The 25,506-nt window shown below is 41.8% G+C and carries 14 protein-coding genes; 5 read left to right on the top strand and 9 right to left on the bottom strand.

Annotated features, from left to right (window positions below):
* Nucleotides 1–55: 55 nt before the first annotated feature.
* The 4 genes from FQ083_RS01845 to FQ083_RS01830 form a co-directional block, all read right to left on the bottom strand.
* The gene (locus tag FQ083_RS01845; protein ID WP_149408589.1) at nucleotides 56–1,252 is read right to left on the bottom strand and encodes an ABC transporter permease; all 1,197 of its coding nucleotides are present in this window, start codon (nucleotides 1,250–1,252) and stop codon (nucleotides 56–58) included.
* On the bottom strand, nucleotides 1,252–2,556 hold the full coding sequence (locus tag FQ083_RS01840) for an ABC transporter permease (protein WP_149408588.1): 1,305 nt from the start codon (nucleotides 2,554–2,556) through the stop codon (nucleotides 1,252–1,254). The genes FQ083_RS01845 and FQ083_RS01840 overlap by 1 nt, the downstream gene beginning before the upstream one ends.
* Before the next feature lie 3 nt (nucleotides 2,557–2,559).
* Complete coding sequence (locus tag FQ083_RS01835; protein ID WP_149408587.1) at nucleotides 2,560–3,843, bottom strand: HlyD family secretion protein; 1,284 nt, start codon at nucleotides 3,841–3,843, stop codon at nucleotides 2,560–2,562.
* Between the two features lie 89 nt (nucleotides 3,844–3,932).
* The gene (locus FQ083_RS01830) at nucleotides 3,933–5,684 is read right to left on the bottom strand and encodes a TolC family protein (protein ID WP_149408586.1); all 1,752 of its coding nucleotides are present in this window, start codon (nucleotides 5,682–5,684) and stop codon (nucleotides 3,933–3,935) included.
* Between the two features lie 510 nt (nucleotides 5,685–6,194).
* Here FQ083_RS01830 and glpK point away from each other — a divergent pair.
* The 4 genes from glpK (at nucleotide 6,195) to FQ083_RS01810 (ending at nucleotide 11,046) form a co-directional block, all read left to right on the top strand.
* Complete coding sequence (glpK, locus tag FQ083_RS01825) at nucleotides 6,195–7,805, top strand: glycerol kinase GlpK (RefSeq protein ID WP_149408585.1); 1,611 nt, start codon at nucleotides 6,195–6,197, stop codon at nucleotides 7,803–7,805.
* Between the two features lie 491 nt (nucleotides 7,806–8,296).
* Entirely contained in the window at nucleotides 8,297–8,767 is a 471-nt protein-coding gene (locus FQ083_RS01820; protein WP_262880831.1) for a hypothetical protein, read from the top strand.
* Between the two features lie 348 nt (nucleotides 8,768–9,115).
* Entirely contained in the window at nucleotides 9,116–10,141 is a 1,026-nt protein-coding gene (locus FQ083_RS01815) for an endonuclease/exonuclease/phosphatase family protein (protein WP_149408583.1), read from the top strand.
* Between the two features lie 212 nt (nucleotides 10,142–10,353).
* A complete protein-coding gene (locus tag FQ083_RS01810; protein ID WP_011513381.1) occupies nucleotides 10,354–11,046 on the top strand; it encodes a TetR/AcrR family transcriptional regulator in 693 nt (230 codons plus the stop codon).
* A 114-nt stretch (nucleotides 11,047–11,160) separates the two neighbouring features.
* Here the strand turns inward: FQ083_RS01810 and FQ083_RS01805 are convergent, their stop codons facing one another.
* From FQ083_RS01805 to FQ083_RS01785, 5 genes are all read right to left on the bottom strand, one after another.
* Entirely contained in the window at nucleotides 11,161–11,946 is a 786-nt protein-coding gene (locus tag FQ083_RS01805; protein WP_149408582.1) for a hypothetical protein, read from the bottom strand.
* 214 nt (nucleotides 11,947–12,160) lie between these two features.
* A complete protein-coding gene (locus FQ083_RS01800) occupies nucleotides 12,161–17,434 on the bottom strand; it encodes a DUF11 domain-containing protein (RefSeq protein ID WP_149408581.1) in 5,274 nt (1,757 codons plus the stop codon).
* A 147-nt stretch (nucleotides 17,435–17,581) separates the two neighbouring features.
* Nucleotides 17,582–19,633: a hypothetical protein gene (locus FQ083_RS01795; protein ID WP_149408580.1), complete on the bottom strand. Its 2,052-nt coding sequence runs from the start codon at nucleotides 19,631–19,633 to the stop codon at nucleotides 17,582–17,584.
* A 74-nt stretch (nucleotides 19,634–19,707) separates the two neighbouring features.
* Nucleotides 19,708–20,172: a hypothetical protein gene (locus tag FQ083_RS01790; protein WP_011513385.1), complete on the bottom strand. Its 465-nt coding sequence runs from the start codon at nucleotides 20,170–20,172 to the stop codon at nucleotides 19,708–19,710.
* 272 nt (nucleotides 20,173–20,444) lie between these two features.
* Entirely contained in the window at nucleotides 20,445–22,097 is a 1,653-nt protein-coding gene (locus tag FQ083_RS01785) for a hypothetical protein (RefSeq protein WP_149408579.1), read from the bottom strand.
* Between the two features lie 587 nt (nucleotides 22,098–22,684).
* On the opposite strand from FQ083_RS01785, the gene aceE reads away from it, so the two are divergent.
* The gene (aceE, locus tag FQ083_RS01780) at nucleotides 22,685–25,498 is read left to right on the top strand and encodes a pyruvate dehydrogenase (acetyl-transferring), homodimeric type (RefSeq protein ID WP_011513387.1); all 2,814 of its coding nucleotides are present in this window, start codon (nucleotides 22,685–22,687) and stop codon (nucleotides 25,496–25,498) included.
* Nucleotides 25,499–25,506: the final 8 nt, after the last annotated feature.

Here is a 25,506-nt window from a genome sequence, read left to right as displayed (position 1 = left end):
AAGCGTCTGTAATTATACAGGCGCTTTTTTTATCATGGTTAATATGTTATTAACTTTAATAAGCATTTTTACGTTCTGACGTTAACCAGCGGAATAGCAACAGTAGAATAAAGTAAAAAATCCACAATCCTGCCAACGCATAAAATCCTGTCGCTACTTGCGCGATACTGGCGCCCATTTGGTTAAGCTGCACGGAAGTATTGATACCTGGTGTCGTTGGCAATAACCAACGAATAATTTGTAAGAATTCAGGAAGCTGATGGGCAGGCCACGGATAGCCACTGACAAAAAACATTGGTAATGAGCTAAAAATTAAAATTTGCATACTACGCTCGCGCTGGCGAAACCAAAGTCCAAGCACGCAACCAAGTGTGGCGACTGTCGGACAAAATAGCAGCAAGAATAATAAACTGCCGAGCATGTTTTGCCCGCGCGGATAGCCATGAAGCTCAAATGCCCAGCCGTAATAGAAACAGCCAATCACAAAGCTAAACATACTTAGCGCGGCAATCCGCCCAAGCCAGCCACGAATGTTAGTTCTATGGCGTCGTTGCTCATACCAAGTGCCGATTAACATCGCCGTTGACATCAAAAGCGTTTGCTGCAAGATAAGAATAGACACCGCTGGCACGACGTAAGCGCCATAACCTTCCGTTTGATTATATAAAGGGATAATCTTTAACGGTAAGGCTTGGGTTTTGGCAGAAGCAGTCGCTAAGTACGCTCCTTGTGCCACGTTTTTCTTTACCTCAATGCCAGCTGAGACAGTACTAACCGCTTGCAAAAATCCCATTTGTACGTTTTTATTTAATAAAAAATAGCCGCCATTACCAAGCACGCTGACGCTAGCGGCTTTGCCTGACAACACTTGCTGTTCAAGTCCGCTTGGAATAATCATGTAGCCTGCGATGTCATCCGCCCACATGGCATCGATGGCTTGCTGTTCATTTAAGAAGCGTTTCGTATCTAGTTGCGGGCTGGCACTGGCATAGCGAACGATGGTTTGCGATAAAGGACTATTGTCTTTATCAACAATGCCAACAGGTACGTGGTTTACAACTTCCGTAGAATACGGCCAAGGATAGAAGAAACCATAAATAATCGGTGCAATCATCAATAGTAACAGCACACCTTTATCAGAAAACACGTCTTTTATGGTTTGTAAAAAGCTGCCAAAGAAGCTTGGCGATGCCAGAATTTCCTCTGATACTACTATTTTAGTAGACGATTTATGATTTGAATTGGATGACATCAGCGTGCTCCCCAGCGTTCAGGATGCGCTAATGCGCGTTTGCTTAGTAAAGCCGTTAAATATAGCGTAACGAGTGTTGCTAGTGTCAGCCCGTAAACAATCGGTAAGGATATGATGACAGGCGCTTGCATCTGTAACTGTGCAATATGCAGCTTAAGATAATGGGTAAGCGGCAGCACATCTGACCAATGCTGGGCATTCTTACTGATAGCGACATAAGGAAACGTCACTCCAGCGAACGCATAAGAAGGTGCTGAGATAAAACCCGTCGCCGATAAACCCATACGCAATGAGAAGGAGCCTAAGGTAAATATAGCGCCAAGCCAGAAAGATAACATCATTAATAATACAAGGCTTATATAGGTTACCATGAGCGCGCTAATAGCAATCGATTGTTGCGGCGCTGCCAGCCATAAAGCCAATATCGACCAAATACTATAAGCCAGTAGCGGCCAAAAGTACTTGCCCAATAAACCAAATATCAATACCGGTATACTTACTTCTTCTGGTGCTTGGTTTTGACTGGCTGAGACATTATCTAATGGACTAGGTTGGCTGTCATTATTAGGTTGATCATCTTTAGGTGGTAATATTAAATAAACATGACTGCCATTAATAAAGTGATACCAGCGTCCGATTCGCTTGTCACGCAATTCACGGCCGATCGTTGTTGCGCCAATGACCATTGCCAGAATATGCAGCAGCGCAGGAATGACTGTCGATGCCAAAAATTGCTGATAATCAGTCGCAGCATTAAACAAGCTAATACGTTGAATGCTAATAGGAGAGTAGGCAATCGCAGCTTGTGATGGAGCCATCCCTTGCTTGACCAAGCGCTTCATCTCAACGCCTGCGGACAATGTACCAATGACAGACTGTACGCTGGTTTGGATAATGCCAGAGTGGGTGCCATATTGGGCATTGACTTGGAGTACGATAGGAGCAGGCTTACTTAATAAGATATTACGAGAAAAATCTTCAGGGATAATGACGACTGCATAGATATCACGCTGCAAGATAGCAGCTTTTGCCGCAGCAGGCGTATGATATAGCTGCTTTACCGTCAAATTAGGATTGGCTTCCAAATACCGTAATGCCGTATTGGCAACAGGCCCCCGATCATTATCAATCACGCCAATAGGTAAGTCTGTGATTTGTATTTGTGAAAAAATCCACCAAATCAGCAGCACAGTAGCCAGCGGTATCCAGAACACCATCGCCAAGTCCCACGGATTTTTTACCAAAAAACGTCGCTCGTAAGCTGCACTGCGTACAAAAGCATCCTTTAGCTTCGTCAGGCGCATAGCTTACTCTTGGTTCTGATTAACGAGGGCAGGATTGAGACGTACAACTACGCTCATACCTGAGCGAATACGTCTATCAGGGTTAGTGGGTCGGGCTTTTACTTCAAAGGTACGAACATCAAAACCATCGTCATTGTTAGTCGGTCGCCAAGTGGCAAAGTCAGACAAGGTTGAGGTAGCATAAACAGTGAATTGCTTGGTATAAGGCTTTTCAGGTGATGATAAAGCGGGAATAGTACCCATGAACCGCTGACCAATCGCAAACTGATTTAAGTAGGTTTCCGTGACATTTAAGACGACCCATTGATCATTGGTATTGACTAAGGTTAGCAGCGGCACACCTTGACCGATCACTTCACCTGCATTGACGATGACATTATCGACGACACCAGAGATTGGGCTTTTTAAGTTGGCTTCTTCTTTCGCTACCAATGCTTCTTCTAATTGCGCATCGACTTGCGCAACTTGTGCAGTCGCCGCTGACTTATCTTCACTACGTGCGCCTTCCATCGCTAACTCATACTGTAACCGTGCCGCTTCGGTTTGATCTTGAGTTGCCAAATATTGTGCATAGGCTTCATCACGCTTTTGCCGCGCCATCAGTCCTTCTTCATACAGACGATTAACGCGCTGATAAGTGTTTTCTGCCAAGTCAGATGCTGCTTTATGAGCTTGCCATGCTGCTTTTACTTGAGCGATTTCTTGCGGACGTGCCCCATTTTCAGCTTTATCCAGCTGGCTTTGTGCCATTTGTTTGCCAGCGCGTGCCTGATTGATTTTTGCATTAATCTCAGGCGAATCCATCTCTATTAGCTGTTGACCGACCGTTACTGCATCACCTTCTGTGACTAATATTTTTGCAATACGTCCCGGTACTTTTGCCGCGATAGACGTTTGCTGCATTTGCATTTGCCCTTGGAGGGTAATAATTTGCGGCTCGCTATGCTGATTGCTCTTGTATAAACCATAAGCAATCACGCCCAAAATAACTAAAATCACCAGCGCCAAAATCGCCTTTTTAATCTTTGTTGATTTATTATCTTTTACTGACTGGCGCTTATAGCTTGGCACCGTTTGCTCCGGCTCAATGCTAGTATCAGTATTGGTGTCCCTATCGGCATCAGTGCTGTTATTCATATCAGTCTTAGACGCATCAGCATCATTGGCATCGACCGTAGAATCCATGTTCGTGGGCGCTGGATTATCGTTAGTATTGGTCGATCCAGTCGATGTATTTAAGCCACCTAGTTTGCGCGAGTCGCCTGATTCATTGGTAGATTCAGTCATGACAGTGAGATTCCTAAAGCAATAGAGTCGGTAATAAGCAAAATAAATCGTTTGTCGTCTGATATTGCTAAGACGATAAATGGGCGATGTTATTTGTCATATAAAGTGGGTAGCCGAATATCGGCGGCATTGAGATAGGCATTAAAGGCAAGGGGCGTACCACAGCTTTGCATAAGAGCAGCAAGTGATTGAACATAGCTATAAGCTGCTTGCGCTTGCTCCGTACGTGCTTTTAACGACTGTGTTTGCGCTTGGGCAATCTCGACTGGCGTATTCAAACCCTCTTGTAGTCCAAGCCTGCGCAAACGCAAGACTTCTGCCGCAAGCTCTACATTGCTTTGTAGAGCTTGATAGCGTGATTGGGCGTTATTCACATCATGCCAGTTTTTTTCAACCAGTAATAATAGGTTGTCACTGACTTCAATCTCAGACAAATCAGCTTGGCGTATCTTGGCATTACTTGATGCCAGTGATGCGGTTTTATCCAGACCGCCCCATAATTTCCAACTCGCCGAGACGCCAGCGACCCAGCTTGGGTCTTTTTCAATTTGCCCGTAGCCATACAGCATCACAGTCGGCTTGTAACCAGTATCCGATAGCGCATGCAATTGCTGAGCCTGAGCACGTTTGGCGGCGACTTTTTGTAGACCTGGGTGATTGGTCAGTGCCAAATCTTGAAAGTAGCTGACATCAGGTAAGGGTCGGCTTGAGACAAACAAAGGTGTGCGAGGCTTAATGCGATACTCAGTGCGCAATAGACGTTGTAAAGCTATCATGGCAAGACGTGCATCATTATTGGCATTGACAGATTCACTTTTGGCATCAGCAAGTGCCGATTGCGCTTCTAAGCGATCAACTCGCGATATAAAACCTTCTTCAAAAAGCCGCTGTGCCATATGGTCAGTCTGCTGCAAGGTATCATAGGCATCGTCGCGTAGATAGGCGGCAATGATTGCCAATTGCGCTTTAAAATAACGCTCAATCAAGGTGTTATAAAGCTCGTTTTTGTCCAATATACTGTCAGCTACGGCTTCTTGAGTACGAGCATTGGACGCGCCTGTCAGAGCGGCAGTACGTCCAGCGGTATAAATAGGCCATACTACCCCAAGTCCTGCGCCCACCGTAGAGCCTGAGCGTTTTAACTCGTAGTTATCTGGGATACGCTCACCAACCAATTCACCAAAATTTGGCAAATCTGGAATGGGCGGAATAATGTCACCAACCCCATTATTAATATCATTAACGATGCCGTTTTTTAGCGACGATAGATCAATGTCCGCATCCAAATTGTAGGTAGTGGCTGAAACACGGGCAAATACAAGTGGGTGGTAGATAGTTTTAAGGGCGTCCGTTTGATATTCGCTGGCAGCAATAGCGGCTTGATTGGCAGCGATTTTTGGGGATACTTGCAACAAAATATTTTGCGCTTGTTCAAGACTTAACAAGCTAGACACTTCTAACGGATAGCTGTTCTCTATGCTTTTATGGGTAATAGGATCGATAAGCGTGCTTAGAGCTGCTTGACGTCCAGAGGCCTCGCCCGTACTGTCGACACGTATCGTCGCTGATTTTACAGAAGCTTCGTTTATAGAAGATTTGTTTGCAGAAGCTGCATGCTTAGAGGATACCGTTTTAGAGGTGATATTTTGATTGACCATATCAAGTGCACGTAATGCATTGTTTTGATTGTCGGCGTCGATAATCTGTGTCACATTGACAGCTATCACCTCATTTTGTGACTCATTCATATGCTCATTAGCGCGTGCAGAGGCAGTCGCCGCTATACTCATGAGCGTAATCGTCATCACGGCAGTGGACAGAGTCGATAGAGCAAATTTCATAGGTCACGTAAGCCATTAATTAGAATGCAAGGTACAAGTTAAAAGGTGTCTAGAATCACACGCAATGTATAAACAGTATTAGTCATGCTGAGTACTATTTATGCTAGAGATAATCTAAGCTAAATATTATGCAAAGTGTGCTGCTAAATAGACTAAATTATCAAATATGATTCGATCTAAAATTTGTTATGGATGACAAAGCGTACACTGTAGTGCCACAATAGTGACGGGTCAATGCTCACTATTTGCTTATTCTGCATTGTATCAAAAAAGGGTTTATGGTAACGCTTTTAACTATAATGAATAATAGCATCATTTAATAAACGGCTGATATAGGCTAGTAACTTGTTTTTCCTCTGATTTTTCTAATTGCATAGGTTTAAATTTTTTGTAAGTACTATCTATAAAATGGATAGCATTATCTATACTGAATTTTAGATTTTATAAATTTATAGTTAATAAATAATAATATTAGACTCAAATAAGATAAGACAAGATGGGATGTGAGTAATGGCAGGATATATTTTAGCGTTAGATCAAGGGACAACGTCAAGTCGGGCTATATTGTACGATGATCATGCGCGCCCAATCAAAATGGCACAGCAGCCAACGGTCTTAAAGACACCGCAAGCAGGCTTTGTTGAGCAAGATGCCCAGCAAATTTGGCAGACACAAATCAGCTGCGCTCATGACGTTATTAATCAGGCAGGGCTACTCGCCACCGATGTTAGCAGTATCGCTATTACCAATCAGCGTGAATCTATTGTCATGTGGGATAAGCAAACAGGTAAGCCACTTGCCCCCGCTATTATTTGGCAAGACAGGCGTACCGCTAGCTACTGTGAAGCGCTTGCTACTGAAGACTTAATGAATGCGACACAAGGTAATATTAGCAACAATAATAGCCAAGGTGATATGGCAAGCGAAGTGCAACGTATTACAGGTCTGCGTTTAGATCCATATTTCAGTGCCAGTAAAATCGCTTGGTTACTAGATCAAAATCCTAAATTAAGCGTACGCGCCAATAAAGGCGAGATAGCAGTTGGCACCATAGACAGCTGGCTGATATATAAGCTCACAGGTGGTGAGCATGTCATCGATGTGACCAATGCTTCTCGTACCTTGCTATACGATATCCATAAGCTGGCATGGTCGGAGGAGTTGTGCGCCCGATTTGGCATACCCATGAATATTTTGCCCAAAGTCCTGCCATCCGATGGCGACTTTGGCAAAACCAAAAAGGGATTATTTGCCAAACAAATCCCAATTCATGCAGTATTGGGTGACCAGCAAGCAGCACTTTTTGGTCAAGGCTGTCTTGAGACGGGCATGGCTAAAAATACTTATGGCACTGGTTGTTTTATGCTAATGAATATCGGTCAAAAGCCGCTGCTTAGTGAACATAAGCTACTCACAACTATTGCATGGCAACGAAAATCTGCACCAACTCGCCCAGACAATCTCTCGTTCGAACAAATCGTCCAATCTGGCAGACGCATGCTACAGCCTCCAGGTAGAGAAGTAACTTATGCGTTAGAGGGCAGTGTTTTTATGGCGGGTGCAATTGTACAGTGGCTGCGTGACAACCTAGGTATGTTTCAAAAAAGCGGCGAGGTAGAAGACTTGGCTCGGCAAGTTGAGAGCAGTGAAGAGGTGGTTTTGCTGCCAGCATTTACAGGATTAGGTGCCCCTTATTGGCGCTCAGATATCAGTGCCAGTATTACTGGTATGAGTCGCGGTACGACCAAAGCCCATATTGCAAGGGCAGCACTCGAGGCGGTTGCTTATCAAACATACGATGTGCTCATTGCCATGCAAAAAGACAGCCCGCATCCACTCACTGAATTAAGGGTAGATGGAGGCGCGGCAAACAATGATTTGTTGATGCAGTTCCAAGCAGATTTATTGAATGTGCCTGTACTGCGTCCAAGAGACACAGAGATTACCGCAAAAGGAGCCGCTCTACTTGCTGGCTTAAAAACAGGTTTATATGATGATACAACGATGAAGGTCTCATGGCAGGTAGATCGAGTTTTTGAGCCTAGCATGTCTATAGATGTTCGTGAAAAGCATCTGTATAAATGGCAACAAGCTATCAGTAGAGCATTAATAGTGCCTTGATTACCATGATAGATAGTGTTTTGCTTATTACTTAATAGCCGTTTTACAATATTATGTAATCGACTCACCTAGAAACTACGTCAGATGACAAAGTTTTGGTACAGATACAGACTGTAACGCAATATCATCGTGATTTTGACACAGTTTACATATTCGACCTATCTGTCTTTGAACTCAGTTCCTATACTTTAGAAGATTTAATAAAATGCTTAATCTAGCTTATATTGCTATTAAGTAGATTGATGATAAATAGAATATATAACAAATCAATTAAGGAAGATATTATGAATAACGATGGCCGTATTACAGACCCGAATAACCATGTGGTTACTGATGACTATCTTGAAGTTGGTGATAGAGAGCGTATTATCGATGACAATGAGCGCCGATTGACTGGTAATGATCAGACAATCAACAATACTGTTATTAGACATGAAAATGACAACATTATAGAGGATCATGATGCGATTGATCGTACTGCTGTCAAGCATATGTCGAAAGAAGCAAGAAGTGATCTGAATGCTGATCCAATCACAGGGGAGCCAGGCTCACACCCTGTAGGTACAGGTATTGGTGGTATTGGCGGCGCAGCAGCAGGTGCTGCTATTGGCACGATGGCAGGCCCATTAGGCACGCTTATTGGTGGAGCAATTGGTGCAATTGTCGGTGGCGGTGCAGGTCATGCAGCAGCCGAAGCGATTGATCCAACGCGTGAAGAAGCATATTGGCGTGCAGAGTATGCCAATGCCGATTACTATCAAGAAGGTCATGATTTCGATCGTGATTTGCATCCAGCTTACGCGGTAGGCTATGCTAACCGTGCACGTTATCCCGCTGATGCCCGCTTTGAAGATCATGAGTCAGATTTAGAGCGCTCATGGAACAATGTGAAAGGTGAATCACGTATGGAATGGAATGAGGCACGTAGAGCATCTCGTGATGCATGGAACCGCATTTTTTAATGTATTTATGCTGATTTTAATAAGGTATTAAGTACTTAGGTTAGATAGTCTATAAAAGTAGTCAGCGAATAATATGCAAGTGCTGCTAATAGTATACTTGCTTCAAGTAACCAAACACGACTAAAGCTTACTGTCTTATTACTGGGTTTAGTTCGATTGTAGACATTTTTTGTTAACAGACGCAATAATTTGAATTTATGCTATTTTAAAGCCTCCAAAGATTTCTTTGGAGGCTTTTTTACTGTATATTACTATGTATGAATATATAATATGCTTTATTGTTAAAATTAGCCAATAAGTAATAATTAGAAAGCTTATGTAAAAAAATTATAGAATAATAGGCAGTTTATGACCAATAATAATGAAAGTAATCATAAGCAATTTTATATAGCAACTGCCAACCTGCTCAATTTTGCCAATCCCAATCGTCTCTATTATCCAAACGCACCTGCATATACTAATCACGAATACGAACATAAGTTACGCGGTATCACAGATCTACTGTCAAAGGCACATGCTGATATCATTGCGGTCCAGGAAGTATGGGACAGTGAAGCGCTCGAAGCTTTAGCAGTATCATTGGGCTTTAAGCCTGAACATGTCGTTATTCCGCTGGCCAGTAATGACAGCGTAAATTCATATACGCAAGGTAAAGGGGCGCAAAATACGCCTGCTGTCGGTATCATTAGTCGGTTTGCGCACTTAGAAACCAGTTTGCTTGAAGAGATTGCCTCAAAAGCGGTCATTGATATCCCTGATGTTGGTCCTTATCATCGCTTTAATCGTCCGCCCCTGGTATTGCGCGTAGATGCATTTGGTCAGCCGATAACGATTATTACCGCTCATCTAAAAAGTAAACGTGCTTTTTTCTTACGTGATGAGGCTGGTAATTTGTTAGAAGATATGGATGATCCAAACATTCGTATTCGTGCCAAGTTGCGTAGTTTGTGTATGCGTGCGGCAGAAGCGGCTTCTATCCGGCTTTCTATCATAGATAGGTTACAGCATACTCGTGAGCCCTTGATTTTGCTTGGTGATATGAATGATGTGACTGAAAGCGTGACCACCCAGCTGATGACTGAGACTGGCGAGGTCAACTATGACAAGAGCATGCGAGACGTCGCGCTGTTTGATGCTGCTCGTATTCAAGCCCGTTATGGTTGGATGAAAGATGTAGCATACACGCATATCTATCAAGGTATGCCAGAAGTGATTGATCAGTTATTTGTCTCTGAAGAATTTCTACCTGATAGTAAGTTTTCGCTCGGTCAGGTTGAACGGGTTGACTACTTTAATGACCATTTAAAGTGGGATTATGCAGATAGAGTGATCGACCACGGTATTATAAGAGCGAAAATAAAGCTTCACAATTAACACTATTTAATAATTAATTACTGAATTTTTTTTAACCTATTCTTGTTCCTTGCTTGATAGTGTACAAGCGTTTATTATGCCTCTTCGTTGAGTATAGTAGCGGTGTTATCAATCCATATGTGATTGATAGAAATGGTGCTTTGATTTAGGGCGCATACTATCCGATGAACACTATATTTTTAAAGATATGACATAACATTAAGAGATTTATCATGAGTGAAAATAAAGACGACAAAATTGAAGATGTACTAGTAGATTCGGAGTTGGCAAAAAAGCTGGTGCCGAATAAGTTTAAGTTTACTAGCCAGCAAGGACGCGCCCGCCGTCAAAAATTGTTGATGGGTGCTAAAAAGTTGAGTGAAACTCAATCTATCAATGATATTACGCTTGCCGCTGTCTGCGAAGAAGCGGGTATTCCACGGGCGTCTGCTTATCATTTCTTCCCTAATATTGAAGCCATATTTTTGGCGCTGCGTTTTTTAAATGCTATTGATATTTTAGATGTATTGAGAACCGTTGAGACGGTTAAATATGATAGATGGCAAGGGTATCTTACAGCGCTGATTGATCGCTGTGTACAAATTTTTGATGAAGATCAAACCAAAGCCAAGTTAATTTATGATACCAATACACCTGATTTTGAAGGCGACAGTTTTGGCGAGCATATGGATCACCAAGTAGTAAAATTGGTCTATGATCGTTTGGCTGAACGCTATGAAGTGCCTAAGTTTGAAGATATTCAAGATGTATTATTGATTACCTTTAGTATCGTGAATGCGATCTTTACTGTTTCTTATCGTCGTCATGAGCGTATTACCGATAAGTATCTGCAAGAAGCTAATACGGCATCTATCGCTTATCTGCGTTGTTACTTGCCAGAAAAGCTACCGCGTAAAGACCGTTAGTCTGTCTATTAAGTTTTGAAGACATATACTAAAAAATCCGACATATATATGTCGGATTTTTTTGCTAAATTTTTATGTATAAGCTTTATAAAATACTTATAGTGAATAAGGTTTCTACATTTGATCAAGTGTCGGCAATACTTGTCCATTACAGCGATCACCACTTGCATCGAAAGGCGAGTATTGCTCATAATAACGTACGATAAGCCCTTCTAATGCCACGTTTTCTTTAGAATTGTGAGCATTAACAAAAGCCTCACGTGCCTGCTCAAGCCAGCGGTCAGCCATGCGAAATTGACTGCCTGCCTGCCGTGAATTATGTTCACATTGGTCGGTCGCTGCCCAGATTAATGCCACTTCACTAAATGCTATTTCACGGGGAGCGCTTGCAATACCATCGCTGTCTTTGAGGGCGCTTAACGTTGCCCATAAATCAGGTCGCATTAGCGCTGATGAGGCAGATATATCTTGGATAAGAACAAGATCGTTTTCTGAGCCTTTTTTTAATGCTTGCAAAATAGCTTCTGCAGATTTTGCCGCTTCTAATCCAGCAGGTGAGCGACTATTCATGCTGTCTTTATGGATGGCATAGTTGAGCCAAGCTTGGGCTTTATAAGCAAAGTACTGTTGCTGCGCAGTTTTATCTTTTTGCTGATAATGCTGTAGTTCTGCTAGCATACAGCTCATCGCCCGTTGCTGCGTATTTTGGTTTTTATATGTCGCTTTTAAATCCTGACTCTGGCAGTAATCAGAGGTGTCTACAGTAGTGATATGAGCACTTTTTTGAAGAGTCGTAGCTGTGGTTGATACGCATGAAGTCGTTGATAATAGCAAAACAGCTGAAAATGCAGCACATATTGGATTTTTATAAGTAGCTACTTTAATAGTAGAGTAAAGCATAACGCGAAAACCTTGTAGTAAGCTGATAAGTATCGGTGCTGGCAATTTTGAGACTGATTTTATCGCTTATCAAATGCTATAGTCAATTTACTTCAAAAATATAGTGCTATTGGAATAAGATTTTGAAGTCTTTATCTTCCTTTAGTGCATGCGAATAAGCAAAAACGATTCCAGAAAAACGTCATGCAAGATGGTGCCTTTTTAGTTGACCGTCTTATAATGTAGAGGATACAGGTGCTGCACGTTTATTTTTACGTGGGTCTTCACGCTTAAATAGATCTTCATCAAACTTGAAGCGTAGTCTAAAGTATGCGCCCTCGATGGTAGTATCGTCATAAGCGATGTCTTCATCTTCAAAGCCCATGAAGTTATAACCAAGCGATAACCATAAATTGTTCATTGGACTATAGCCAACTTCAGCGCCAACTAAATAGGCTAGGTCATTTGCTTGCTTATTCCAATAAGTACCTGCTTGTAAACCAATATCCCAGCGCTCGCTAATATCATATAAGCCACGAGCATACAAAGCATGAGCGGTATTGTCACTTGCGATACCTTGAGCATCGTATTCGGTATATTTACCTGCATAGTGACCTGATAACGTTAATGGTCGCGTTGGATGGTAGTTACCGCTCCATGACCAGACAATAGCATCCTTTTGATAAGGGTCATCACCAGTGGCATTATCATCTAAGCGATATTCAAGCTTGGCCAGCATATCAAGCTGATTGCTATCGTAGTCGCGATAGGCAGCACCAAGTTGAAAGCGATTGATAGTCCGATGACCATCGTCATAATCAACTTTTGAATAAATATCTTTGGCTAATAAAGTCACTTCATCGTTATAGCGATAGGCAACGCCAGCACTACCTAATAAGGTGTCACTGGTATCGCCCCAGCGTTTTTCTAGGCGCCCTGATGCTTTGTAATTTTCGTTAGCAAGATATTCGACGCCAAAACCTGCTGCAGTTGAGGTACTGTCTTTCTCACCCTCTAAAGATTCGACACGCTCGAGTAAAGTATTAAGCGTCAAACCTTTTTGCACATACCATTTATTCTTTAGACCAATGGCAGCTTCCGCTTCGCGAGCACTGATGGCATCACGCATACGGTATTCACTATAAACCTTGCCATCTTTCATATAAGTGGCATCAAAGCCGACAACAGTGCGTTGACGCTCCTCAGAATCGTCTAAACCATAGCTGCCAGACAAGCTATTGATTAAATCATGGCGAGCATAAAGTCGACCTAAATTACCCAGTGCTGTTTCACCGCCGATAGAGGTTGCGTTACGTGAGCTGTGTTCAATATCTTGCTCATACTCAGCAAATACCAATGAGTTATTTAGCTTTGGCAAACGCGCGGTTAGACGGGCGCGGGCAGTGGTGCCTTCGATATCTTTTTCAGTGTTGCTGACGTTGCTTAGCGCAGATTGATTAATGATGTCATCATTTGCAAAAGTATCATTAGTAATATCCACCACATCTGTTGCTGCTTGGATATTACGTGAGGCTGCTGCTTCTTGTTTATAGTAGCGTACACCAATTTCACCAACGATATTTTTGCTTAAACGCTGTTCGATACTGGCCTGTACGCCTTCAGTACTTGCATCAGTAATATGATCTTCTGTGCGTACGCCTTCAAGTTTAAGCGCAGTCTTTTTCTCGTTTAAAGTGTGGATGATTTCGATGCCAGATTCGGTACGACCAGCAGTTTGTGGTGACGCGCCAGTGACAAAACCGATATCGGTATCGTTATGATAGGCTTTTGCACGGGTATGTTTTTTATTATCATAGTCAAGCTCGATACGTAGAGCGTCACCCTCAGCATTATCGCCTGTTAGTTTGTCCGCATTGATCTGATTGCTTGGCTCGAAATTTGGATTCTCAGCTTTGTTTTTGGCATATTCTGCGACCAGTTTTAGCTTGTCATTAAGTTTAACCACAGTATTAACGCTAGCAAGCTCTTCTTTATTAAGTGGATCATCACTATTAATATAGCTGCCACCGATGGCAATTTTATCAGTCAATTGTCGTTTAGCAGCGACGCCACCTACCCAATATTTCTCACCACCTTCATCAACTTCGACAGTAACGCGTAAGTAGATAGGGTTGCCATCGATATCTTGGCTAGCAATCGGTGATTTTAGATATAAGCTACGGCTAATAGGATCAATTTCATAATCAGCAAAGCGCGTCAAGGTCTCACGGCGCACAATACGTCCAGGATTATTAGCATCACGGGTGATTACTTCTATAGTTTCTGAATTTTCTAATACTGCATCAAAATCATTAGCAAGCGGGTAAGGACCTGAAATGCCCAAACCACGAGTTTCATTGACACGCTGTGAGGTGCTTGTTTCAGCGGCAAAAGCAGTAATACGCGTGTTGCTATCTTCAAACTGGGCTTTGACACCAGTCAGTGTACGATTGTATTGACCGAGCTTAATACCTTCATCGTTGTCAATTTGAGTCTTTAAGTCGCCATACATGGCAAATGAGCGACCTTTATCTAGACGTACATATAGCTTGCTCGTCGATTGCGCATCAAAACCTTTGGCTGATGAGTCGCCGTAAACGGGATAGTATTCGCCCGGCTCGATATCACGGAACAGGCGCTCGCCTTTTTTGTCGCTGTCATAAGCAAGCGTTAATAGATAATCACCGCGTACTTTGCCTTTTAAGAACATTGCCGCACGACCCGTCGCTGAGTAATCATCGTTACCGGCTATTTCGCGTAATTCTTTTTCAAATGCACCTTGTGCGTCAGTGATATTACTACCATCAAAGTCTTTGAGCGCTATCGCGCCTTCAACGATACCAACAGCTATTAATGGACGCAATTGAGCCGTAAACTGTAGCGGAATTACTTGCTTATTGCTGCCTGTATCGATGATCATCTCACCTTTACCGGGTACGCTTGGCGCAGTCACGGAGATCAATAGCTCACCACCATTGACAGTAACTTGCGTGCCGGCTTGGTCTTTACTGCTGTCTGCCAAATTGATACGACCAATATTGGTATCAATGGTGATAGGAGTTGATGCTATATAAGGACGACCATCACGATCCTTTAGACTGATAACGATTTGATAATCGCTGACGCCGTCAGCTGCCACCAGTTGTTTTTGGGTACGATAACTAATAGATTGTAAAATATCCGGTGTTAATACCTTGATAGTTTGCTCAGAGATAACTTTGCCATTCACGTCGGTTGCGACACCGCGTAAGGTATTAGTGCCACGCTTTAAATCGACTGCGTAATAATCAAATGCAGTAACATTTTGCTTTTCTTGTTCAGCGGTTTTACCTATTTGCTGTTCTGATACCGCTTTACCATTGGCATATAAAGTAAATATCGACCCGAGTGGTGCTTGCACCTGTACCATTTGCTTATAAGTAGTGAGCTGTTGACCTTCATCTAAATTAATAAAGGCGACGTTATTGTTAGCCACTTCTTTCAAGTATTCTTCTAACTCTTTTTCTACAGGAGGTGCAATTTTAGTAATTGCCATCTCAACGCGATTTGCAGATGGGTTTACCATTTCATTGACGATTGCTGAATCGCATTGAATCCCTGCATCTAAAACATCGTTAGATTTACAGCCGCTGGCATTGATATTGTCTTTATTGTCACGGTTATAGTCAGGATCTAAAATTAGCTCGCTTTTAACCGCTTGCTCTAAGCGATCGTTTTTGGCACCGATACTTTTGCTACGCGCAACAAGCTCTGCGTTTAAGCGTTCAGTACTGTCCGCCATACCGCCAACGATACCGAAATCGGCACGATGTAACTCGCCATATTTGAGGTCAACGAAACGGCTACCGGCATCACCAGCATTACGGTTGCTTTGGGTAACCAGTTCTGTGGCGTTTGGAATAGTAGTGCGGTCAACTTTGAGGACGTGGGTCTTGGCGCTGATACCATAAAAGTTATATTTTCCTTCCGGATCAGTGACAGCAAAGTTGCCGTTTTCCATATAGAGTCGCACGCCAGCAACACCAAGCTCGCCACCTTGTTTTTGTTGAATGCCATCGCGGTTGATATCATGGTAGACCTTACCGACGATGATGCCATCTGTATTCATAACACCGCGATCGACTTCTACTTTCCACTGGGCTTCTCTTGATACGAGGCTTTGATCTTGCTCAGTTTTGGCAATGGCAGTCGCACGATTGATACCATCACCGCCTAATGCTGATGAACCAACCAATACGCGATAAGTAATATCTTTACTAGTTTTGGCATCCATATTCCCCAGACTTAAAACTTGATATTTGCCATCGGTTTTAAACTCAGTGGTTTGCGCTTTATCAATACTCACACTACCACCAACGTAGTCAAATCCGTGCGGTAAAGCGTCTTTTAATTCAACGTTATAAGCCGTACTGGTACCATCATTTTTGATATTAATTGTATAGTTAACATAATCACCAAGTGAGGCAGTTTTGACATCACCTTCTTTGGTAACTTGTAGGGTTGGGATATCATTAACGATAGCGATATTGCTACTGATAGCTTCTTTAATTTCCTGTCGTATACCATTTGAGTCGATATAAGCATCTAACGTAGCGAGTAAATTATCACCTTCTAGTGTCTGAATGATACCGTCATTAATGGCATTAGCATTATTTTCTGTTGGTGCTTCTATACGGAATTTACCAGTATTATCACCAGTCTCAATAGCTTTAAGTGAATAATTATCACCCGTTTTAGAGGAAGTAATCGTTATCCATATTTCATCTCGTGCACTATCACGGACGTTACATTTAGCACAGCTGGCTTCAAGATAGATATTTTCACCCACCTGCGATGTTCTTCTATAGCCATCCCATGAATAAAGCATAAAATCGAGACGTGTTTCAACGATGATTAGCTCGTCACTCACTAAAGCGGTAATAGAAGGGTCTTCAACAACAGCAGCACCAAGCTTGATGCTAGCAGTATCATCGGCTTTAGCATTGGTATCAGATAATGCTTGTATAGTAAGCTCAATGCTCTCGCTTTGACCTAAAGTAATCTGAGCGGTTAAATTGTTATTTAACTTAATCGCTTTATCAACACCATCATCGAAGCGTCCGTTGTTATTCAAGTCTTGATAGAGTTTTATGTTCGATAAACTATTAGGTATAGTCAGGCTCAAATCGATAGTCTGATCACTGTAACTGGTATTGGTTAGAAGGTTTTTCCAACTAACGGTCGAGCCAGGGGCGATAGTCTTTGTTGGCGGCGAGGTTAGGCTAATACCATATTGAGGAAAAGCAGACGATTGAACATTCACTTGGTTAGAAGTGCTATTTAGATTAAAGTTAGTACCGTTACTAATAATGTAACTGGCTTCAGCAGTATTTTTGATGGATTGTAGCAGAGGGTTAGGCGCTGCTAAGGCTATATTTGATTGCATAAGCAACATTGCTAATGACAGCGCAGAGATCTTCGCTGTACACAATGCGATACGATTAGACGGTGTCATTACAGATAGAGTCATATGTTGCTTATCCAATAAAACAAGATGGGGGTAAAATTCCCCTAGCTTAAATAAATTATAAGCTAGGGAAAGTCTTTATAAGTACCCGTAGATACTTATAGAGTTAAAAGTTCAGTTTAAGTTGATAATCTTAAGCTCAAAATACAATTATGGCGTAGGAGTAACTACCCTAGCAGTTTTGACTTTTACTTTAAATTGCATGGTTTCAGTTGCTTGAGGCGCTAACATATCAATATTATTAGTAATGGCAGTTCCAGTATCAGATGTTGTGCCATTAGTAGTCCCTACAGAATTCGCTACATAGTCAGCCTCATTTGAGAAGTTAGAAAATGCATCTGAGATAACGATATTTTTAATATCAAAACCTATGCCTGTAGGAGAGGTCGTATCAGCAGAAGAAGTGTTTTTCGCTTGGACCTTATAAACAATACATTGGCCAGGCGAAACGTCTTTAATGTCAGTACTGACAAAATTCGCAGCAGGAGGTGTACCCACACAATCTGCATTTATCGCTTGGGTTTTCAGCAATGTTAAACCGCGAACAGTTGTTCTATCGGTGACTGAAACCGATTGAGGCGCGCCTTCCTTACCTGGAATCAAGGTGACCACAGTTTCTTCGAATGTAGGAGTGGTAGAGTTTATTGGTGTAAATATTTTTGCATTGGCTGATGACACGTTATATTTAATAGTGACAGTACCATTAGGGGCTATACCATTAGGTAAAGCAGAAAAGAGATCATACACACCATCGACCGCGGTAATAGTTTTATCCACTACTGTTGGTGTTGTGGTGTCGTTGCCATTTGGATAATAAGTGACAGTGACGCTATTAGGAACTATATTAATTTGGTCTGGCAGGTTACCGTCATTGTCATTGATAGTAAAAGTTAATTCCTCAGCTTTAATGCCCTCGACGTCTTTACCGGTGTTGGTAATGACCGTTTGATGTTTTACTTGACCGAGAGTACCTGCAGTCGGTGAAATCTCTCTGAAAGTTGAACCAGTTAGTGTTAGAGCTCGCTGAATAGTTGCTGATGATAGTGGCAGTGTTGAGTCATCACCTGGGTTAGCTGGTCGCTGACCGTTGAGGTTATTAATCTCGGTAGTAGGATAGAACGCACCAACATTTTGTTCTCTACTGGTGTCTGTACTATCGATAAGCGTATTATCAGTATTAGGATTGTTATCCAAGTCATCAGTCACTGTCACGTGATTGATAGCTGTTGCAGGAGTAAGTGTGCCTGTCCCTTTTTTGACTTTAAATTCAATAGTTATGTTTTGCCCTACTGGGATATTGATACCAGTAATGTTAAAGCCACTAGTACCTACAGCACCCGTATTAATGGGATCGATAGTGCCTTTAGTCGCAGTAGAACTGGTTTTGATATTAGCTAGTGTTAGTGCCTCTGCCATTACCAGACCATCTGGTAGAATATCTGCAATAGCAATATCAGTAGCATCAGTCGTAAATGCAGTGTTGCCATCGTTGGTGACTACAACTCTATAAGTAGCTGTATCATTATCAAGATTATTGAGGTCTAAGCCATTAATAATCGTCTTAACGATACTAAAGGTAGGAAGCCTTGTAAAAAAGGTGTCAGTATTGATGAGTGTTTTATCTGTACCTAAAAGTGAACTAACCGCAGAGATTTCTAGTGGTTTGGTTTCACCACCTTTGTTACCAGTGGTTTTGGCATTAATAACAAGTACAATATAATGCCCTTTTTCAAGAGGAAAAACTCTGCCACTAGAGGCACCATAGGGCGCATTATCTGTAGTACGAGTTGTATCTTCTACATTAAGCTCGTTATATATCTTATACGAGACAGTAGAGTTGGCCGTATCATAACCGGCAGGAGCTGTTGGCGTCGTGATAGCATAGTTATCAGTGCGGTTACCCGTGTTGGTCAAAGTATGCGTAAACTGAACAAACCCATTAGGCGCTACTTCTTTTCCAGTATTAGTGACAGCAGGAACCAATGAGAATGATGTTTGCTCTGTTACCGTTATTTTTACTGTGTTAGATTCGACTTCTGGTTGAGCCTGACCACTCACATTATAGCTAGCGGTAGCTTTGTTAGTAATCTCTACACTCGTTGATGTTTTAGACGTCTCTACTGCATTAACAGTCGTGCTCATACCTAGTATAGCAGCGACGCCAATGGCTAATAAGCTGTAATTAAAAGTGCTTGATTTCATATAAAGCTCCGAATTAAAAAGTTCTAGAAGTTACGTTCAAAATAGTAACCAATGTATTTTCAAGAATGACTGTCTTAGTCAACGATGGTATTAAGGGCTACGGCTGCAGATTTATTGGCGGGTAATAACTTGATATTCCAACGTAAGGTACGGTATTCAGAAAAAGGAATTTTTACCATTTTGCCATCGACTTTGCGCATCAGTGGCATATCAGCATAGTTCTTGCCATCGATACTGCCTTGGGCGCTAGCGGGAGATACCTCACCATTAAAAGTCATATTAGCTGGAATGGGCAGGGTAACTGCTAAGTCATTGATATTTTCATTGATGGTATTGCTATAAGTTGCTTTGTACTGAATCACAGTGCCCTTAGGTGCAGTCCGAACTGGTAAGTAACTAATTTTACCTTCACTATTTTTAACGACCTTATTAGCGGTTAGCTCCATTTTTAGAGCTTCATCTGCATAAGCTGTATTTAACAAAAATACCGATGCTAAACTGGCTAATAAGGCAGTACGTAAAATGTTAAAACCTTTCATATAGTATTCCTTGTTTACACTATTGTTATTAATGAGACTTAAATGTCATCTTATATGATTCAAAAATCGCAATCAGTAATATATAAAAGTTTAGGTAACATCAAATTTTTTCTTAAGGCTATTGTCACAAACTAAATACAAAATTTCACTATAAATAAGACAAACGGCATTTTGAAGTGACTAAACGGTAGAAGCCCCGTCTTTCAAGATAGGGCTTTTGTTGAAAAAGGCAGAATTTTCAGTGTTGAGAATAATGCAAGAGAAAACGATGACTAAGGATTTGCTGTGGTGCCATATTTGGTATTGAAGTAAAAAACGCGATTGTTTCTTGCATTGATGGTAAGGGTTCTGGTTTTGACTTCACCATTTGCTCCAATAGCTGGATTTTCGGCAGCGTTATAATCAGTGGTTGAAAGTGGTGGGTTGGCAAGTACTGATGTGACTTGAGCGCCGTTTACCCCTTTTTTCTGCAGCACATCTCGCATCACAAAATCGCTGATCACGATATTTGCACGATTGGTGGCGGTAATTCTATAAGCAATACATTGTCCTGGCACAAGATCGTTGATGCTTGCAGAGCTAAATCCTACTCTAGGATCGTTATTGCCTGAAGTATTGATAGCAGGGTCAGTATAGTTGAGTGTAGTAGGACAGTTATTGATGTACTGGGCCTTTTTTAGAACCAGTGCTACGTTTGCTGCGATGACTCTACCGAAGTTATTATCTGGATAATGGTAAGTGGTATTTGCAAATGCAATCACTTTCTTATTACTATTGGTACGGATAGTATAGACATTACCGGTATTATTATTTTTTTCTACTAAACAGAGATTATTGGTATTGCCACTGATGGTAGTAATAGGAACATTTATCTTATATTGACCAATAGTAGGTGTGCTACCATCAACCAATTGCGAACCATAAACAGATCCATTTGTACAGTGAGTAAGCTCAACAGTACTACTAGGAATACCAGCTTCAGCATTAGGTGTAGCGCTATCGAATATACCGTTAAAGTAATTAGCGTTATTAGCATAAGGACCTGTTGTAATATTGGCGTTAGTAGCATTAGCATCTGTGATACCACCATTATCGTTAAAAACAATACCTGAGAAAGTATATTGTGGCGTGTAGCAGTAGCTATCTACTCGAAACTGAAACCTTTGACTTGTAGGAGTAGTTACATTATTAGTATTAGTGTAGCTAAAAGTGACCGATCTGATATCCTCGCTAAATAAGACAGATCCTTGACAATTTGTATCAAGAGCAGCAGTGCAGTTAAATGATGCATTTGTAGAAGAGGTCTGAAGCCCATTTGCCAGCTCAATGACACTGGATCCAGATAGTCTTTGAAAAGTCCCTTTAATCTTAGTGTTGTTTCGGGTTATGCCAGTGATGCTGACTAAATCATCCCAACCTGTCTTATTGCTGCCTATGCTTTTATCAATATCAAACGCGCTTATGGCAACATTATTTAAATAAAGAGAGTCACTATTCCCAGTGTTTTGAAAATCTAAAGTGATATCAGAACGAGATGTTAGATCTTTGAAATTTCTATTAATATCCATAGCCGGATTGGCGCTAGTTCCTGTGATCGTAGTATTATTACCAGAAGTATTAACGTTGATATCTTCAATAGTCATTTTGATTTTCAATGGAATAGACAAACTTGACGTACTTGTCATAGGCTGATAAGTATTTGTGTCAAAACTCTCTTTGAGCTTAGTGTAGTTGCTGTTATCGAATATTCCCTTAGTTGAGCTAGCTGGGCATGCTAGGTTAGCTCCAGGGTTAGGTGCAAGTGCGAATGATGAATTGCTGATCGTAAGAAAAATCATCGCTGTCATCAACGCCAACATTCGATATATATATTCACCAAATAATTGTGAAACTATTACATTTACGAAGCGCTGAGTCTGATACATATTGCTATCCCTATAAACTGATATTCACAAACAACTATTTATGTAAATACGCACGATAAACATAACTAAAAATCTGTATATATTACGTAATTCATCATATTAAGCAATAATTTTGTAAATTTCTTAGAAAACGGATGAATGGCAGATTTAATATGACGAAATACATATATTTCTGCTGAATATTATATTTATCACTCATTAGAAAGAATTTCCCAACAAACCTCCCAAATATCTCAAAAAACATAATCACTATTTATTTTAAAAATACTTGTCATATTGGCATTTCTTTATAGCTATAAACAATACGTGAATAAACCCCTATAATAGAGCGTCAATATCATTTGATGATGAAAGTCGCATATCGGCTGTCGTTTACTTTTACTACGATGTCTGTTTGAACCCCATGCCAAGCTACAGTTGCTGATTATTAGCACTGGTCTGTAATAGCCAAGACATATAATGGAATGACGAGATGCAGCAAGGAAGGCATTAGGTAAATCGTTTGCTTACGAAAATATGTATAACTCTGTGATTTAATAATACCCTGCCACCGTGTAGGGATGACTGATAAAAAAGGATTAGAGAAGATGAATTATTACAAGGATGCTGATAGCAGCGAAACGCAGGAATGGCTGCAAGCTTTTGAGTCTGTGATTAAGCATGCTGATAAAGATCGCGCGCAGTTCTTATTAAAAGCCTTATATAATATGGGGGTGCAAGAAGGCCTGCCCTTTAACCGTTTAGATACGGCCTATATCAATACCATCGCAGTTGAAGATGAGCCGATGTACCCAGGTGATTTGACGATCGAGCGCAAGATTCGCGCCTTGATTCGCTACAATGCCTTGGCAATGGTGATGCGCGCCAATAAAAACGATGACGATTTGGGCGGTCATTTAGCCTCATTTGCTTCTAGTGCGACGCTATATGAAACTGGTTTTAACCATTTCTTCCGTGCTGCCAGCGATCATTTCGGCGGCGATATGATTTACTATCAAGGTCACTCAGCGCCAGGTATGTATGCCCGTTCTTATCTTGAAGGTCGCTTGACTGAAGATCAGTTGGATAATTTCCGCCGTGAAGTCGGTGGTAAAGGGTTATCAAGCTATCCACATCCTTATTTGATGCCGGACTATTGGCAGTTCCCAACGGTTTCGATGGGCTTAGGTCCTATCATGTCAATCTACCATGCCCATGTACATCGCTATATGGAAAACCGCAAACTGCTAGAGTCAGAAGGTCGTAAGATTTGGGCGTTCTTAGGTGATGGTGAAACAGATGAGCCAGAAAGCTTAGGTGCTATCTCTCTTGCTGGTCGTGAAAAGCTGGATAACCTGATTTGGGTCGTTAACTGTAACCTGCAGCGCCTCGATGGTCCTGTTCGTGGTAATGGTAAAATTATTCAAGAACTTGAATCCGTATTCCGCGGTGCAGGCTGGCGAGTGATTAAAGTGGTTTGGGGCGGTAACTGGGACAGTCTGCTTGCTAATGATGATACTGGTGTCCTTAAACACCGTATGGAAGAGACAGTCGACGGTGAGTATCAGCTATATGAAGCGCGCGATGCCAAATTTACCCGTGAGCATTTCTTTAATAAGTATCCTGAATTAAAAGAGATGGCAGATGCCTTAACGGATGAAGATATTTCACGTCTGAACCGTGGTGGTCATGATCCGATGAAGGTTTATGCCGCGTTTAGTGAAGCCATGAAAACCAAAGGTCAGCCGACGGTTATTTTAGTGAAGACTGTCAAAGGCTATGGTCTATCCACCACCCAAGCGGTTAACAAATCGCATCAAGTCAAGAAGCTTGATCAAGAAGCATTGGTGTACTTCCGTGACCGTTTTGATTTGCCATTTACTGATGAGCAGTTAGAGACGCTACCGTTCTATCGTCCAGCTGAAGATTCAGCAGAGATGAAGTATCTAAAAGGTCGCCGTGAAGCCTTGGGTGGCCATTTGCCAAATCGCCGTAGTGGTCATATTCCTTTGAATATTCCTGATTTATCTATCTTTGATCGTGTTTTAAAAGGTAGTAACGGTAAAGAACAATCAACCACCATGGTGTTTGTGCGCCTATTATCAGCAATGCTAAAGAACAAAGACATCCAAGATCGCGTCGTACCTATCGTACCTGATGAAGCGCGTACCTTTGGTTTAGAAGGTATGTTCCGTCAATTGGGTATTTACTCTGCCGTTGGTCAAAAGTATACACCTGAAGACAGTGAAGCCTTGATGGGTTATAAAGAAGCCATCGATGGTCATATGTTAGAAGAAGGTATCAACGAAGCGGGTGCAATGAGTGCGTGGATTGCGCTGGCAACCAGTTATTCAGTGAATGCGCTACCGATGATTCCGATGTACATCTACTACTCTATGTTCGGTTTCCAACGCATTGGTGATTTGGCTTGGGCCGCTGGTGATTGTCAAGCACAGGGTTTCTTACTTGGTGCAACGGCAGGTCGCACGACGTTAAATGGTGAAGGCTTGCAACATCAAGATGGTCATTCGCAAATTTTATTCAACGTCGTTCCTAACTGTGTGAGCTATGATCCGTGCTTTGGTTATGAATTGGCAGTGATTATGCATGATGGTTTACGCCGCATGTATGCTGAAGGTGAGCGTATTTATTACTATCTCACCGTGATGAATGAGAACTATGAGCAACCTGCAATGCCAGAAGGCGTTGAAGAAGGCATCAAACGTGGTATGTATCTGTTAGAAGATAATGGTTCTGCGCAAGTTCAGTTATTAGGTTCTGGTGTTATTTTACGTGAAGTGCAAAAAGCGGCACGTATCTTAAAAGACGAGTTTAATATCACATCGAACGTCTGGAGCGTCACCAGCTTTAATGAGTTGACACGTGATGGTATGGCGTGTGATGACTATAATCGTCTACATCCAATGGATGAAGAGCGCGTGCCATGGATTACTGAACAGCTTGCACCGCACGAAGGTGTGGTCGTTGCCGCAACGGATTATATGCGCAACTATTCAGAACAGATCCGTGCTTGGTTGCCAGATAGCCGTCCATATACCACTTTAGGTACTGATGGTTATGGTCGCTCCGATACCCGCGAAAATCTCCGTAGCTTCTTTAACGTTGATGCCGCTCATATTGTTGTTGCTACTCTAAAACGCTTGGCTGATGAAGGCGAAGTAGAAATGCGTCTGGTTAAAGACGCGATCTCTAGCTTAAATATCGATATCGATCATCCGCCTGCATGGCAGCAACAGCCATATTATGACTATTCTCCAGACGCTCCAGCACCTGGTAACATCAATCCGATTCCTGTACCTGAGTTTGTCGCTGAAGATGATGATGAAATCAGCAGTGAAGGTCGCGCCGAAGATCAAGCCGATGCAACCTTACTTAATAATGATGATGTCGAAGAAAAATAACCATAAGA

It is taken from the genome of Psychrobacter sp. ANT_H59 (assembly GCF_008369225.1).
Classification (GTDB): Bacteria; Pseudomonadota; Gammaproteobacteria; order Pseudomonadales; family Moraxellaceae; genus Psychrobacter; species Psychrobacter cryohalolentis.
This window is presented reverse-complemented; position numbering and strand designations above follow the sequence as displayed.